Annotated in this window: 15 protein-coding genes; 7 read left to right on the top strand and 8 right to left on the bottom strand. The window is 66.4% G+C overall.

Annotation, left to right across the window (positions count from 1 at the left end):
* Positions 1-25 precede the first annotated feature (25 nt).
* Genes DIE29_RS11105 through DIE29_RS11115 form a run of 3 tightly spaced genes read left to right on the top strand, consistent with a single transcriptional unit; the run spans position 26 to position 2,697 of the window.
* Entirely contained in the window at positions 26-1,594 is a 1,569-nt protein-coding gene (locus DIE29_RS11105; RefSeq protein WP_114649909.1) for a CPCC family cysteine-rich protein, read from the top strand.
* Positions 1,591-2,481 (top strand): hypothetical protein, encoded by an 891-nt coding sequence (locus tag DIE29_RS11110; RefSeq protein WP_114649910.1) that lies wholly within the window; start codon positions 1,591-1,593, stop codon positions 2,479-2,481. The genes DIE29_RS11105 and DIE29_RS11110 overlap by 4 nt, the downstream gene beginning before the upstream one ends.
* Positions 2,482-2,487: 6 nt before the next feature.
* The gene (locus DIE29_RS11115) at positions 2,488-2,697 is read left to right on the top strand and encodes a hypothetical protein (RefSeq protein WP_162860621.1); all 210 of its coding nucleotides are present in this window, start codon (positions 2,488-2,490) and stop codon (positions 2,695-2,697) included.
* On the opposite strand, the gene DIE29_RS11120 is transcribed toward DIE29_RS11115, so the two are convergent.
* Together DIE29_RS11120 and DIE29_RS14615 are read right to left on the bottom strand one after the other, a co-directional pair.
* Positions 2,665-2,904, bottom strand: a complete 240-nt coding sequence (locus tag DIE29_RS11120) for a hypothetical protein (protein WP_114649912.1) — start codon at positions 2,902-2,904, stop codon at positions 2,665-2,667. The two genes, DIE29_RS11115 and DIE29_RS11120, sit on opposite strands and share 33 nt — an antisense overlap.
* Positions 2,905-2,920: 16 nt before the next feature.
* Positions 2,921-3,397, bottom strand: a complete 477-nt coding sequence (locus DIE29_RS14615; RefSeq protein WP_162860622.1) for a hypothetical protein — start codon at positions 3,395-3,397, stop codon at positions 2,921-2,923.
* A gap of 51 nt (positions 3,398-3,448) precedes the next feature.
* Between DIE29_RS14615 and DIE29_RS14620 the strand changes: the two genes are divergently transcribed.
* Positions 3,449-3,844 carry a hypothetical protein gene (locus DIE29_RS14620; protein ID WP_162860623.1) on the top strand — a complete coding sequence of 132 codons (396 nt, stop codon included), beginning with the start codon at positions 3,449-3,451 and terminating at the stop codon, positions 3,842-3,844.
* A 203-nt stretch (positions 3,845-4,047) separates the two neighbouring features.
* Here the strand turns inward: DIE29_RS14620 and DIE29_RS11130 are convergent, their stop codons facing one another.
* From DIE29_RS11130 to DIE29_RS11145, 4 genes are all read right to left on the bottom strand, one after another.
* Positions 4,048-4,371 (bottom strand): type II toxin-antitoxin system RelE/ParE family toxin, encoded by a 324-nt coding sequence (locus tag DIE29_RS11130; RefSeq protein ID WP_114649914.1) that lies wholly within the window; start codon positions 4,369-4,371, stop codon positions 4,048-4,050.
* Positions 4,368-4,616 (bottom strand): type II toxin-antitoxin system ParD family antitoxin, encoded by a 249-nt coding sequence (locus tag DIE29_RS11135; RefSeq protein ID WP_114649915.1) that lies wholly within the window; start codon positions 4,614-4,616, stop codon positions 4,368-4,370. The genes DIE29_RS11130 and DIE29_RS11135 overlap by 4 nt, the downstream gene beginning before the upstream one ends.
* A gap of 58 nt (positions 4,617-4,674) precedes the next feature.
* Positions 4,675-5,688, bottom strand: a complete 1,014-nt coding sequence (gene rhuM / locus DIE29_RS11140) for a virulence protein RhuM/Fic/DOC family protein (protein ID WP_114649916.1) — start codon at positions 5,686-5,688, stop codon at positions 4,675-4,677.
* Positions 5,689-5,772: 84 nt separating this feature from the next.
* On the bottom strand, positions 5,773-9,240 hold the full coding sequence (locus DIE29_RS11145; protein WP_205409729.1) for a class I SAM-dependent DNA methyltransferase: 3,468 nt from the start codon (positions 9,238-9,240) through the stop codon (positions 5,773-5,775).
* 181 nt (positions 9,241-9,421) lie between these two features.
* Between DIE29_RS11145 and DIE29_RS11150 the strand changes: the two genes are divergently transcribed.
* Positions 9,422-10,156, top strand: a complete 735-nt coding sequence (locus DIE29_RS11150) for a hypothetical protein (RefSeq protein WP_162860624.1) — start codon at positions 9,422-9,424, stop codon at positions 10,154-10,156.
* Between the two features lie 6 nt (positions 10,157-10,162).
* On the top strand, positions 10,163-11,362 hold the full coding sequence (locus DIE29_RS11155) for an HIRAN domain-containing protein (protein ID WP_114649919.1): 1,200 nt from the start codon (positions 10,163-10,165) through the stop codon (positions 11,360-11,362).
* Here the strand turns inward: DIE29_RS11155 and DIE29_RS11160 are convergent.
* Positions 11,347-12,324, bottom strand: a complete 978-nt coding sequence (locus DIE29_RS11160; RefSeq protein WP_114649920.1) for a helix-turn-helix transcriptional regulator — start codon at positions 12,322-12,324, stop codon at positions 11,347-11,349. The genes DIE29_RS11155 and DIE29_RS11160 overlap by 16 nt on opposite strands.
* A gap of 99 nt (positions 12,325-12,423) precedes the next feature.
* On the opposite strand from DIE29_RS11160, the gene recQ reads away from it, so the two are divergent.
* Positions 12,424-14,250, top strand: a complete 1,827-nt coding sequence (gene recQ / locus DIE29_RS11165; protein ID WP_114649921.1) for a DNA helicase RecQ — start codon at positions 12,424-12,426, stop codon at positions 14,248-14,250.
* Positions 14,251-14,288: 38 nt separating this feature from the next.
* Here the strand turns inward: recQ and msrA are convergent, their stop codons facing one another.
* Positions 14,289-14,849, bottom strand: coding sequence for a peptide-methionine (S)-S-oxide reductase MsrA (msrA, locus tag DIE29_RS11170; protein WP_102043260.1), 561 nt, complete (start codon positions 14,847-14,849; stop codon positions 14,289-14,291).
* Positions 14,850-14,918: the final 69 nt, after the last annotated feature.

Here is a 14,918-nt window from a genome sequence, read left to right on the forward strand (position 1 = left end):
CCTCACAGTGTGGCATGCTTGCTTTATGAGCTGCGCACGACTCGACTTCACCCAACCCGACGGGCTCGCCACCGGCGAGGCCGTCGCACTGGCTTCGTCGCCGGCGTTTTCGCTCTCGCCTCCTGAAGCCGGCTGGATTCGGCTGGCGATCGAACATCCCGATGCAGATTTTCCCCCAGTGATGATGAGCAAGGTCTTCTCGCCCCTTGCGCCCCTGTGGGCCTGGTCTCTGGCGGTCGCCTGGGGGATGGAACCAGCATCGTGCCGTATCGACGAAGAAGGCAGCGCCGTCTATCTCATCGCAAAGGCAGGTACAGAAGGGCGCCTTTCCTTCACCCTCGCTCGCACACAGTACGGGTGCCGCAACGAACCCGAACGGCTGCTGCAGGCGCTGACCAGGGAAGAAGAGCGCGCGCAGTTCCTGCACCGCTGGAGCGCATTGTGGGCGGCGTACTTTGGGGATGAAACGCTGCCCTGGATCGAATGGGAGCGCCGTGAGGAGACGAGCATCCCGGAACCGATGCGCGACATGCCGTGGGAGAGACTACCCAACCTCGCCACCTTTGCAACGGTCAAGCCCGCTCCCTGGCCGCGCGAGGCGCTGATCGCCTGGTTTTGGCTCTTGCTTGCGCATCATCTGCGCTCGCGCAGGCATGGCTGCGAATACGCCCAGGACCCCGCCCGCTACATCTTGCGCGAGATGGCCTTTGCCCGCCACGTGCTCGATGCGCTCGCTGCCGCGCGGCAGGCGTTGGGACTGGAAACTTCGGACAACGACAAATCCTGCCGGGCGCTGATCCAGCGCGCGCAGGACATCGCGCTTTATGGCCCGGACGAGGCCGAGGAGCCGGACGATGAGTTCGCCGGCTTTTCGTCCAAGCCGCTCGTGCGCGCCTATTACCGCGCCCAGCAGGCAATGTACGCGCTTCAGGCCGAGACGGTGCGCGCCCTGTTGTCGCGGCTGCCGATCGGCGAGGGGAGCGCCTTCATCGATGAGCAAGGCCGTCGGGCGCGGCTCGTGCATCAGGACGGCCGCCGCTGGGTGCTCTATTGGGAGGACGGCCGGCTATCCGAAGGCGACGCGTTCTACGCCGGGCAAAATACCGCCTGCCGCTGGCCGGTGGCCGAAGGGCCGGTGTTCGACGAAGCGGCGCTCAATGCCATCGACCGGCGGCGGCTTGCCTTCATGCGCCTGGGTGTGTCGCCGCTTTGCGTGGTGTGCCCGTGTTGTGGCTATCCGTGCATGGAAGAGGAAGAGCTTGAGGCTGATGTCTGCGACATCTGCCGCTGGCCGATCGGGTCCATGCTGAGCCGTTTGCCGCCGCCACTGGACGCCGAGACGGATGAGGAAGGCGATCCGATCTCGCCTACACTGCGGCAATGCCGGCAGAATTTCCTCGACCACCTCGATGCCGATCCGCCCGAAGGGCGGGAGGATGATTGGGCTCGGGAATACTGGCGCAGCCCGCAAAGGCAAGCGTTTGCCCGTCAGGCGATGGCCGAATGGGATGTCTGGCTGCGAAACCCCGATCTCGAGCACACACCGGAGCCGGTGTGGGTGCGCATGAGCCGCTGGCGGGAGAAAAACCGATGAGCAATCGTCAAGGCCCTTTCCCCTGGCGCGTCTTTCTGCGCCGGCGCTTTCCTGCTCATGCCGAGGGGTGGGTCTATGCGCAAGTGCCGCTGTGGTGGGCGGCGCTGTTCGCTGATGCACCGCCGACGGCAGAGGTCGATGCACTCTACGCCGTCGTTGCCTTCGTGGTGGCGGTGGCGATCGTCGGCGCACTCGTGGGGCTGGCGTCGCTGTTGCGCTTTCCCTGGTGGCTGCTATTGCCGTTTTGTCTGCTGTCGCTATGGCTGGATGGGCTCTGGCGCAAGCTCGGAAAAAGCCCATGGCAGCGAGAACCCGTGCGCCGGCCCTGGTATCTCTCCAACGCCGTGGCGGTGTGGCAAGGGTGGGATCGGTTCATTCGCCGACGGCCCTGGTATCGAAGGCTGCAACGCAAGCTCGACGCGCTCGCACCGACAACACAACCTCGTCGTCGCAAATGCCAGATCGTGTCCTCGCGGGCGCAACCGGGTCCCACAGCGTTTGACTACGCCTGCGAGCAGGAAGGCAGCCACCTGTGGTTCTGGTATGGCGTGGGATTCGTGGTGCTGTGGGTGGAACTGACGGCCGTCGACGCGGCGGGCTGGTTCTGGGGCTTTGTCTTCGCGGTGCTCATGTATGGGCTGTTGCCCTTGACCACCTTGCCGTTCATTGCCGCGGCGATTCTGGGATTCTTGTCTGCCTGGCTGGTGGGGTTGGGCATGTCACCCCAGCAACGCGAGCAGGCGCGGTTGCGACGCGCGGCGTCTCTCGCTGCGCCCCCCCCCCCGCCGCGTGCCCATGCGCCGCATACATCCCATTCAGCGCCAATCTGCACCGAACTGGCTGCTGCCGCTGATCGTTGGGTTGTGGATCGGCTCTGCCTGGGGTGACGATGCATGAGCGCTTCGCCAGCGGAACCCGGCATGTTCGAAGCTCTCTTTGCCTTTGTCTCGGCACACGAGTGGGCACAGTGGCTTTTTGTGGCGTTCCTCTTTTTGCCGCCGATGGTGATCGTTCTCATCACCGGGCAGCGCGGTTGGGCTTCGCTCGATACTGTGCTGGGCTGGTGCGCGCTACTGCTCCTCCTCGCCTTGGCGCTGGTTTGAACGGATGCGCCCGATCAAACCCATTGACAAGGCGTGGCCCAGCATGTCGATCAAACGATCGAGCAAACCGCACGCCATCGCCATCAGCGGCCAGAGCACAACCGCCATCACGGACGCGACGAGTACAGCGGTTGCCGTATCCCACATCAGCGCGACGGGCACTGCGGCGAGCGCCGATGCAAAGAGGGAAGTCAGCAGCGATGGCATGGTGGAAAGTCCCTCCTTACCCGTTCCGTTCGTAAATGGCCACCACGATCCGCCCGCGATCGGACCGCAGCAGAAACCCGAGCCGGATCGCCCGCACGACCAGCCCTTGCTGTCGCAACAGGCGTATACGCAAATCGGCCATCCCAGGCAGACTCAAGGTGCCGATCGGTTGCCCATTCCTGTGCAGCAACATGCTGTAGTCATGATCACCCTCTGCCGCGGTGAGCGCATCGCCTTCACGCAAGCGCTTGATGGCAGCGACATCCCAATCGCCGTCCCACACCGTGCCCACGCGCAATAGCCGCTCGCCGGGCTGTACGAACCGCTTGGCACAGCGCTGGATAAACGCCTTGCGGGTAAGCCCGATCGGGAAAGGTTCGCCCGCATCGAGCAAGAAGAGATCGCTCAAGCGCGTTCTGCCCGGCGGCAGCCAGCCGGTCAAGATGCGGTCAAACGGCAGAAACCCAGGCGCGAAACCCGCTTCGATGCGCACGCCGCCGTTTGGGGCGACGCGCGCCCGCAACAGGCGCGGCGGAGGAAAATAGTGACCGCTGGCGATGGCAGTTTTTTGCGCCTCGCGCCAGCGCGCCATGAACCCGTCACGCAACGCGGCAACCAGCATTTGGCTGCCAGGGCGAAGCTTTCCGGCGTTCGGGTCAAGAAAGTCAATCCAGGCTTCGCTGCCAAAGCAGGGGAAGATTTCGAACAGTCTCGGGCCGATATCCAATTCCAGATGCCCGGCCACACGGACCGCCAGGCGGTGCATGAGGTGACGCAAATGCTTGACCGGCACTGGCCCCGCTTCGACGAAGAGCGGTACGCCATGCTGTTCGGGCATCAGCTGATGGGCGCGGCGGCGTGTGCCGCGTCTGCCGCGGTTGCGTTGGAAGGTCCAACGAAAGGGAAATTCGTATGGACCGAGCAAGCCCGTTTCTGGTGAACCAATAGGATGGGTATTCTCCACAGCCAGTGCCTCTCACGAGGAAACACCGAAATTGTCCGCGGCTTCAGGCTCAGTGGTTGAGCCTCTTTCCCACCATAACGCGATGGGCCACGCAGCGTGCGCTTGGCCCAGAGAGGGCATGAGTGTCATGCGCCGGATGAGGGGCATGCCGGCACCTTCGTTAACGGAGCACCGGCCGATCATTCCCCCGGCTGCTCCAGCAACCAGGCCGGAATGTCGTGCCGCGTGTGCAGCACGCGCCAGACATCGATGTGATCGGGCCGCTCCACATAAAACACCGCGTAGAGGTATCGATCCAACAGCCACGCGCGCACGCCCGGCAAGTCGAGTTCATGCGCGTAGCGGGGTGAGCCGGTGGCCGGATGCGCGCGGATATGCGCATAGGCACGTTCGAGGGCGTCGATGAAATTCGGCGCCGGCGCCTCCCCGCCTTCGCGCAGGCAATACGCGATGGCGTCATCGATGTCGCGCAGCGCCTGTTCGCGCGGGACGATGGGCTTCACGCCGGGCGAGTACCTGCTGCCTGTTTGACGCGCTGTCGCAGGCGGGCGAAATAGGCGTCGTCGGCCGGGTCTGCCGGCGGCGAGCTGGCACCGGCCAGCAGAAGCTGGCGCAGCTGCTGGCGATCACGTTCCTTGCGGATCAGCTCGCGCAGATATTCGCTGCTGGAGCCATAGCCGCGCGCTCTGACCTGTTCGTCAACAAAGGCTTTGAGCGCGTCGGGCAGGGAGATGTTCATCGTGCTCATGTCATGCACTATGCCCCCTTTGGCAAAATTTGTCAAAAGACGCCCCGTGCTTCCTGCACTACCCCGCCCGCCAGCCTGCTTGGGCTTCTTGCTGTGCCCCGGGTTCGGCCAGCATGTTTTCGATCAGGCGGATCATGACGTCTTTGTTCTTGGCGTCGGACTCCGCCACCAGTAGCGCCAGCGCGGCCAGCCCCACGTCGTTGATGACCGGCGCGCCGTCGCGCAGCAGCCGCCCGTTGCGTGCCAGAAAATCCACGAACAGCAGCGCCCCGCAGCGCTTGTTGCCGTCGCTGAACGGGTGGTTTTTGATGACGAAGTAGAGCAGGTGCGCGGCCTTGGTCTCCAGGGTCGGGTAGGCGGGTTCGCCAAAAACGGTTTGCTCCAGGTTGCCGAGAATGGCGGCAAACGCCTCCCCCCGCTCGCGCCCGAAGAGGTCGGACGCCTCGCCGCGCGCCATCAAATCGGCCTTGAGGCGGGCGATCGCTGCCCGCGCCTCTTCCAGGGTGGGCAACACGCCGCCCGGACTGCCGGCAGGCGCGGTGAGCAACCCTTCGTCATAGCGCTGCAGCCACAGGAAGGCTTGCGTGTAGCGGGCGACCACGTCCACCAGCCCGCGCCCCTGGTCGGCGGTGAGCGCGTCACTCGCGGCGGCCTTGCGGATGAGTTGCAGGGCGGCTTCCAACTCGGCCGCGTTGCGCTCGAAGCGCTGGCGGTCGAGGGAGTAACCGCGCGTCAAATGCTCGCGCAGCACGCGCGTGGCCCATTGGCGGAAGCGGGTTCCCTGCAGTGACTTGACCCGATAGCCGACGGAGATGATAACGTCCAGGTTGTAACTTTCGACCTGGTAGGTTTTGCCATCGGCGGCAGTATGTGCAAATTTTGCACATACTGCCTCGCGCTCGAGTTCCCCTTCGGCAAAGACGTTGCGGATGTGTTTCGTTATGACCGAACGCTCCCGCCCAAACAGCAAGGCCATCTGTTCCTGCGTGAGCCAGACGCTGTCGCGCTCCAGGCGCACTTCGACGCGCGCCTCGCCGCCTTCATAGATGACGATATGGCCTTGGTGACTCATCGATTCCCCCTGCGTCACGACGTTGTGGAGTGCGGCCTCGTGGATGGGGCTACCGTGGAGAGGAAAAACTCGGGACTCCTCATCCTACCCCGCCCGCCAGCCAGCTTCGGTTTCCACCGCCAGCCCCAGGTCGGCAAGTGCCGAGAGCACCGCCGCCACCGACTTGGCGGGGCGCTTCACAAAGCGCGCGGCGAGCCGCTCGACCGGCTGCGGCATCGCGGTGAGTAACGCGCGCACGGCGGCGATTTGCTCGCGCAGGGTCTTGGGCCAAGCAAGCGGGGCGGTCGCGGCGGGCGTGGTGTCGGTCTCCACCTCCAGCGCGACCGCAGCCTGCACGCCGGTGGCACCCGCCGGGTTCTGGTGGGCCGGGCGCAGCCAGCGGACGATTCCTTGCGCCTCCTCGGCGCTTCTGCGCGCATTCAAGGCGACGATTCGGGTGAGCAGTTCCTCTTCGGCTTGCGATTGCTCAGGCGCTTTCACCTTGAGCGGCGTGGTGGCGCCGGGGCGGCCTACCAGCGCGGCGGCAAGCTCACTCCAGCCATACGCGGCAAAGACCGCGGTGTCCAACTCGTCGTGCAGCGTTTTGAGCACCGACACGAGGCCCTTTTCATGAATGGCGCGCTCCTTGGCGGCGAGGGGCTCGGCGGCGCGGAGTTTCTCCAGCACGTTGTAAAGGCCGGTCAGCGTCAGCGCTTCGTGTTCGGCGAGCACGCGCTTGCGGTGCGCGTCGATGGCCTCGGCAAGTTCCCCGATGCGCGCCCGCAGCGCGGCGGTGAGCCCCGTGTCGGCATCGGGGAAGGGGAAGGTCTCGAAGCAGCGGGTTTTGTTGTAGCGGGGGTCGTTGCCGACGCCCAGTCGTCCACCCGCCGCCAACGCCCACGCCACATGCAAACGGGAGGACAGCACGCCCAGCGCGAAGGGTGCGTCGAGGGCGATAGCAATCAGCATGTGGTCGGGAAGGATGCTCCCGTCGAGGAACTGGAAGCTGCGGTGCTTGGCGGTCTCGACGGTGGCGATGTAGCGCGACAGTCCCGCCGACATCGCGCGCCAGTTCTTGCGCGGTTCGGCGAAAAGCCACCAGTCACGCTTGAGCTTGGGCCGGTTGTTGTGGTCGCGTTCCGGTTTGACGCGCTCGTACACCCACTGGAACACCGCCGGGTAACGGGCGCGCACCTCGTCCGCTGCCAGGCCATAGAGATCGATCACCCTCACCCCGCGCGGCCGGTCGGTCAGGTCGCGCCCGTTGCGGTAGGCGCGGATGTGCCGCTCCAGCCCCGGCACCCGCCCCAGCCCCAGCGTTTCGGCTTCTTCGGGGGTGACGATGAAGCCGCTGCCCGCGAGCATGACGCCGTTGGAGCTGATGCCGCCATTCGCCCGCAACGCCACCGCCCCGGCCACGTTCGCGCCGATCGTGAGGTCCGCATGAATCACGCCGACCCGGCGGGCCAGTTCGACGGTGCGGGCGTCCTCTTCGCCCTCCCGCTCTGCGGTGACGGTGAGGAGTTCCCCTTCCGCGACATCCGCTGCCCCCACCGTCATCGCGATGCGCACGGCGGCCCCGTCGGCGGCGTCGACCCAGGGGTGGTCGGGGATGGCAAAAGCCAGTTTCAACGGCGTTTGCGGCGCCTGCAAATGGGCTTCCAATACCCGGCGGTTGAAGGTTTGCCGCACGCTGTTGGTGGTGATGAAGCCAAAGCGGCGCGCCTGGCCGGCGCGTACCCGCTCGGCGGCCTTGTGCCACCAGTACATGACGAAATCGGCGCTCTCTGGCACCTCCGGATAGGCGGCGCGCACTGCATCGACGTAGCCGTCCCCCAAGGCCCGACGTAGGGCCTTGTCGCCAATGAACGGCGGATTGCCAACGATAAACTCGGCCTCGGGCCACTCGGCCGGGCGCACGCCGTGGTAGCGCTCGATCGGCACTTGCGCGGTTTCATCGGGCACCGGCTCGCCAGTGACGGGGTGGGGTTTGGTGGTCACGCCATCCCAGCGGGTGCGCGGGCGGCCGGTTTCGTCGGTCTCGAAGTCCACGCGCTCGAAAGCGATGAGCGCGTCGCGGTGCTCGATGTTGTGAAAGTCCCTGAGTACCGGGTCAGGGAGGTCCTCCAGCCCCTTGTGAATGCGGTGGTGCCATTGCAGATAACCGATCCACAGCACCAGTTCGGCAATGGCTGCCGCTCGGGGGTTCACCTCCACCCCCAGGAACTGGTGCGGGTCGACGGTGCTGCCCGCCATCGCGAGCCGCCCCTGGGTGTCGCCGAGATCCGCCAAAAGGTTCAACACCTCGCCCTCCAGCCGCTTCATCAGTTCCAGCGCCACATACAGGAAGTTGCCGCTGCCGCAGGCGGGGTCGAGCACGCGCACGTGGCAGAGCCGCTGGTGAAAGGCCGCCACTTCCTCGCGCGCCTTGTCGGGCTTGCCCTGCGCGAAGTAGTGGCTCGCCGCCACCTGCACGGTCTGCCACTCGGCGCGCAAGGGGTCGATGAGCGTCGGCTGCACCAGCCGCTCCACATAGGCGCGCGGGGTGTAGTGGGCGCCAAGCCGATGCCGCTCGCGGGGGTCGAGCGCGCGCTCCAAAAGCGTGCCGAAGATCGCCGGTTCCACCTGCCGCCAGTCGGCGCGGGCGGCATCCAGCAGTTCATCGATTTCCGCGCGGGTGAGCGGGATCACGTCCGGGTCGGCAAACAGCCCGCCGTTGAAGCGGCGAATGGGCGCGAGCAACCGCGCATCGAACCCGCCCTGGTTCATTGCCTGCCAGAAAAGGGTGAGTGCCGGGACAAACGCCTCGGGCTTGTCGCGCACGCTCTGCAAGAGCCCGGTGAAGGCGCCCACGCCGTCTTGTTGCGGCAAGAGGCCCACGTCTTCGGCGAACATGGAAAAGAGCGCGCGCATCAAAAAGTGCGCGACGCGCTGCGGATCGTGCCCGGCGGCCTCCAGGGATTTGGCCAGGCGCGCCAGCCGGTCGGCAATCGCCCGGGTGACACGAGCGGACTCGCGGGTGGGGTCGAGCTGGAGCGGGTCGAGCCAGAGGAGCTTGAGCCGCGCCTGAATCGCGGGGTCGGCCAGATCGGCGAGCCGCACGCGGTGGTGCGCCGGGTCGGGATAAGGAACGTAGGTGGCCCCGGTGCGGGAAAAGTCGGCGTACAGCTCCAGCGAGCGGCCCACATCCACCACGACGAGGAAGGGCGGGCGGCCCTCCTCGGGGGGAAGGGCCCGGGCGTAGCTCTCGGCCTGGGCGTGGGCGCGCAGCATGGCGCGGTCCCAGCCGCCCGAGTCCAATTCCAGCCCGGTTTGCTTGGCTTCCAGCACGAACGCGCCGCGCCGGTAGAGGTCGATGAAGCCGCGCGTGACGCTGCCGTCCGCATGGGCGATGTCCACCCGCCGCTCGAAGACGTAGGCGTTATCACGCGTGTCGTCGCTCGCGGGTTCCGGGCGCGGCAGCTCCAGCGCTTCGGTGAGTTCGGTGAGAAAGAGCTGGTAGTTGGCGCGCTCGGAGCCACTGGCGGCCTGCCAGCGGGTGATGAAGGCGGAGATGGCGCTCACGGCGGTCATGGGGGAATGGGGTATCGAGGGGGGGCGTTCGACTGAAATCGCGCGTCATTGTAACCGTGTCCGGGCGCAGTCTTTGAGCCACCTGCTGCATCAGCATGGCGGCATGGAAGATTTGACACTACGACATACCTGCTTGCCTGCCGCCCCGCCAGCGCCGACGTTCGCGGGGGAGGCCACGCCCGTGCGCGCCCGGCTGTGGGTGTCGCCTGCCGCGCTCAAGCTGCACGACGAGGCGCCAAGGCTGTGGCTTACGCTCGCCGACGGCCGGGTGCTGGCGGTGCGCCTGCCGCAGGTGGCGATGGGCGACGATCGCGTGCTCGCGCCCTTGGCCGAGGCGTTGCCGCCCGATGTGCGGGGGATGCAGTGGCTCTATGAAAACCTGCCCGGGGTCGGCATCGTGCAGGTGCTTTATGCCGCGCCGGTGGTGCCGCCGCTATCCGCGCAACACGCAGGCTTCGTATTGCAGCCGGATTTCCGGCAGTTCGTCGCCGTGCTCGATCACGAGGTGCTGGCACTTTTGATGCGGCTCGAGCGCGAACCCGTGCCGCCGGCCATCACCCGCCGCGATGGCGAGGCGCCGCATCCGCTGCCGCGCTCATTTTTTGCCTCCGTGCGCAATTACAACCGGCTGGTGGCCCTGCCGCCGGAACTGCGGAAACGGCGGATGCAGGCTTTGCACCGCTTTCCGGCGCTGGTGGCGCCGGTTCTGCTTACCGCTCACCGCCATCCGAATGTGGTCGACGGCAAGCGTCACGCCTGGCGCGAGGTGGATGAAGCGGTGGAAGCGGCCATCGATGCGGGACGCGATCTCACGGGTGCGCTGGCCGCCCATTACGGCATCTCGCGGGGGCTTACGCGCGCGCCCGTCAACGCCGAATATTGGCACGCGCCCAGCCACGCCTTGCGGCGCGGCTGACTGGCCATGCTCGATGCGCTGCCGGCCAACCTGCGTCCGACGCTGGCCGAATTCGAGCGTTGGCGGGTCTATCTGCCCAATTACTTCGCCTTGATCGGCGAGGATGAAGATGGCGACCCGTTGCCCCTGCCTGCCTCGGTGCATCGCGGCGCGTTTCGCCTCGGCTGGCGCGCCACCTGGGAGAAGGCCGCGCGGCGCTTCGGCAACCTGCACCCGGCGCTGGCCGACTGCGACGACTTCCTCACGGCGGTGCGGGATCATCTGGCCGTGCGCATGAAGCGCCGCCGCGGCCCGCGCATCGAACGGCTCGCGCAAGCCTGGCTGGCCCGCCATGGCCTGTTGGGCCTGCTGGCCGCCTCCGAGCGCTGGCACCGGCTGCGCCCGCATATCGCCCCGAGCCTCGTTCCACCCGGCTTTGCACTGCCCGCCGTCCTGGGCGCGTTCGAAGGCGACGGCTGCCTGGCGCGCGAACTCCTCACGCCGCAGGCGCTTGCCGAGGAAGGCGAGGCCATGCGTCACTGCGTGGGCGGCTACTGGGCGCAGTGTGTGGCGGGCGAGCGTATCTTCTCGCTTGCCGCCTTTGGCGAGCGGGCGACCGCGCAGTACCACCCGCACGTCAAACCCGACACGGACGACACGGTGTATCGCTTGGTGCAATTACGCGGGCCGTTCAATGGCGAGGTCTCGCCGCGCATAGAGACTCTTGCGCGCGAGATCGAGGCGCGCATCAACGCCCCGGAGCGGCGCGCGCAGCGCTGGGCGGCGCTGGAAGCGCGCGGGCGGCTGGAAGTGGCCGAACTCGAATGGCGGCAGGCGCGGCAACAGGCCGCCGCCTGGCTCGATGCCAAGACCCGCAGCCAGCTCGAGGCGGTGCTCGAATGGCTCGAACTCACGCCCCCCTGTCCGGAGGTGCTTTTGTGCGACTTCATCGCCGGCTACCAATACCACGACGGCGCGGCGGTGGAGGAGGGTTTGCGCGTGGGCGATGCGCTCTCGCTCGTGCGCGAGCCGGACAACCCCCACGACCGGCTGGCGGTGCGCCTCGACTGGCAAGGCCACAAGCTGGGCTACCTGCCACGGCCGCGTAACGCCGAGATCGCACTGGCCTTGGATGCCGGAGAAAAGCTTACCGCCCGTATCCGGAGAATCGATGCCGAGGCCGACCCCTGGGAACGGGTGGAGGTGGTGGTTCAGACCGCCCCGTAATGTTCCGCCATCGCCGCGATCTCTTCCGCCACCCTTTTCTTCAGGCTCGCCGGCGCTTCGACCACCACATGCCGGCCGTGACGCAGGATGTCCATCAAGAGTTCGCGCTCGTCGGCGTAGGGGAGGGTCAGCCGTAGCCCTCCATCGGGCAGGTCTTCCGCGCTCTGCTCGGGATGCCAGGTTTCGGCGCGCACCCAGCGCGCCCGTTCGGGGGAGAAGCGCAGCACCGCGCGGCCCTTGGGGCGGCCGGCGAAGATGCCGTAGGCGCTGGCGTAGTGGGCATCCAGGGTCTTGTCGGCGATTTCGCGTGCCTTCTGGGGCAGCACCTTCACACGTCGGATGGTGTCCAGCGCGAAGCTGCGCAAGTCCTTGCGCCAGTGGCACCAGGCATCGAGATACCAGTTGTCGCGGTAGTGTGTGAGGCGCTGCGGGGAAACGACACGGGTGTTGACCTCGTCACGCGCGCGGTTCCAGGCATCGATCTCGATCCTCTGGCGCTGCAAGAGCGCCAACGCAATGTCGGAAAACCCCTTCGGCTCCACCGGTCGGCGCGCGACGCAGAGGATGCGCACGCGCCGGGCGACTTCCTGCGCCGGCTGACCTGCCGCTTCGAGCATCGCCGCCAGCCGCGATTGCAAGGGGGCGATATGGGCGGACAAAATCCCCGGTTCGACTTCAGCGAGCAGCTTTTGCGCGGCAAGCAGCGCATAAAGTTCGCCGGCCGAAAACCACAGCCCCGGCAGTTCATACGCCGGCCCGGCGGCGGCTGTCGTCTCGAAGCGGTAGCCGCCTCCTTCCCGATCCCAGACAATCGGGGCGTTGAGCCGCTCGCGCATGTACTCCAGATCGCGCTTGAAGGTGGCGCGGGAAATTTCCAATGCTTCAAGAAAGCTTTTGAGCGGCACCACGCGCCGCTCGGCAAGCATCTGGTCGATGCGGTAAAAACGCTCGGTACGGCTCATTGCTCCCCTCTAATACAAGGCATGGGCCGGTCGATTATGCCTGCACAACCGGGGCGCAACACTCGGCGTGCGCCGTTGCGCCCAAGTACAATAGCGCCGATGAACGCCCCCGATGCTGTGTCGCGCACCGCCTTGCATGTCCTGGAACATGTTTTCGGCTACACCGCCTTTCGCGGTGAACAGCAAGCCATCGTGGAGCATGTGACCGCCGGCGGCGATGCGCTGGTGCTGATGCCCACCGGTGGCGGCAAGTCGCTGTGCTATCAGATTCCGGCGCTGCTGCGCGAGGGCACCGCCATCGTGGTATCGCCGCTGATCGCGCTGATGCAAGACCAGGTCAGCGCGCTGGCCGAAGCAGGGGTGGCCGCGGCCTGCCTGAATTCCAGCTTGTCGCTGGACGAGACACGCGCGGTGGAGCGCGAGCTCTTTGCCGGCCGCCTGGACCTACTTTATGTAGCGCCCGAGCGTCTGCTCACCCCGCGCTTTTTGGATATCCTGGACGAGCTGCGCGACACCCGGCGCCTGGCCCTTTTTGCCATCGACGAGGCGCACTGCGTCTCGCAATGGGGACACGACTTCCGCCCCGAGTACCTGCAACTTTCCATTCTGCCGGAGCGTTATCCGACCATCCCGCGGATTGCGCTCACCGCCACCGCAGACCGCCAGACCCGCGAAGAGATCGTCCGCAACCTGCGTCTGGCCGCTGCGCGCTGCTTTGTATCCAGCTTTGACCGCCCCAACATCCGCTACCGGGTGGTAGACAAAACCGACCCGCGCCGCCAATTGCTGGCTTTTATCCGTGAAGAGCATCCACGCGATGCCGGCATCGTCTATTGTCTGTCGCGCCGCAAGGTCGAAGAGACCGCCGCCTGGCTGGCCGAGCACGGCATCGACGCCCTGCCCTACCACGCCGGCATGCCCAATGAAACGCGCGCAGCCAATCAAGCACGCTTTCTGCGCGAAGAGGGCATCGTCATGGTGGCGACCATCGCCTTCGGCATGGGCATCGACAAGCCGGACGTGCGCTTTGTCGCTCACCTCGACCTGCCGCGCTCGGTGGAAGGCTACTATCAGGAAACCGGGCGCGCCGGACGCGACGGCCTGCCGGCCGACGCCTGGATGGCCTGGGGCGCAGCCGACGTGGTGCAGCAACGCCGCATGATCGACGAATCCGATGCCGGCGAGGCGTTCAAACGGCTGGCACGCGCACGTCTTGATGCCCTGGTGGGCTTGGCCGAAAGCACCGGTTGTCGTCGCCAGCACCTGCTGGCTTATTTTGGTGAGGTCAGCGGCCCTTGCGGCAACTGCGACAATTGCCTGCGCCCGCCGCAGACCCGGGACGCCACCGAGGCCGCGCGCAAGGCGCTGTCTTGCGTCTATCGCACCGGCCAACGGTACGGCGCCGGTTATCTGATCGATGTACTGCGCGGCCACTGCAGTGACAAAGTACGCGAGCGCGGACATGAGACGGTCAGCACCTTCGGCATTGGCGCAGACCTAGACAACGACACCTGGCGCGCGATCTTCCGACAGTTGATCGCCCGCGGCCTGCTTGAAGTGGATCACGAACGCCACGGCGCACTACGCTTGACCGACCGGGCCCGCCCGCTGTTGCGCGGCGAAGCCGGATTCGCACTGCGCATAGCGCCCAAACCGCCGCGCCGCGCCGCACGCCGCAACGCCGCAGCGGGCATTCCGGCAGGCATCCCTACCACGCTTTTCGACCGCCTGCGCGCCTGGCGCGCACAGACCGCCAAAACGCGCAACGTGCCGGCCTATGTGATTTTCCAGGACACCACCTTGCGCGAGATCGCGCTCGCACGCCCACGCAGCCTGACCGAGTTGGCGGGCATCGGCGGTATTGGCGACCGCAAGCTCGCCGCTTACGGCCAAGCCATCCTCGACCTGGTGGCCAGCGCCGCCTAGCCGCGGAGGGCGGAGCCCGGCGCCGGATGCCGCCCGCTTCAGTTTTTGCGCCGGCGCGCGCCAAAGCGCTCGCGGAACTTGGCCACCTTGGGCGCCACCACGTATTGGCAGTAGGGCAAGTCGGCGTGTCGCGCAAAGTAGTCATGATGCTCCGGCTCCGCCGGCCAGAATGCCCCAGCACGTTCCACCCGGGTAACGATCGCCGAAGGAAAGACGCGCGCTTCGCCCATCTCCTCGATCACCGCCAAGGCTTCATGTCGTTGCGCCTCTGAGGTGGCCAAAATGATGGAACGATACTGCGGGCCAATGTCGTTGCCCTGCCGGTCTACCGTGGTCGGGTCATGGATGGTGAAATAAATCGCCAGCAGGTCGCGAAAGCCGATCACCGCCGGGTCGTACTCGATGCGCACCACCTCGGCATGGCCGGTGCCGCCTTCGCAGACCTCACGATAGGTGGGCGCTTCGACATGTCCACCGGCATAGCCCGGCGTCACTTTATGCACGCCCTCGACTTCGCGAAACACCGCTTCCAGGCACCAGAAGCAGCCACCGCCGAGAATGGCAACCTCGCGGCCTGGCGTGGTCGGTTTCTCGTTCATGGCCAGTCCTCCTCTGTCGGGTTTGTTATCGCTTGCGTTCATGAGACCGCGCCACTGGGCAAGCATTCC

The sequence above is a fragment of the Pseudothauera hydrothermalis genome (genome assembly GCF_003345255.1).
Taxonomy (GTDB): Bacteria; Pseudomonadota; Gammaproteobacteria; order Burkholderiales; family Rhodocyclaceae; genus Pseudothauera; species Pseudothauera hydrothermalis.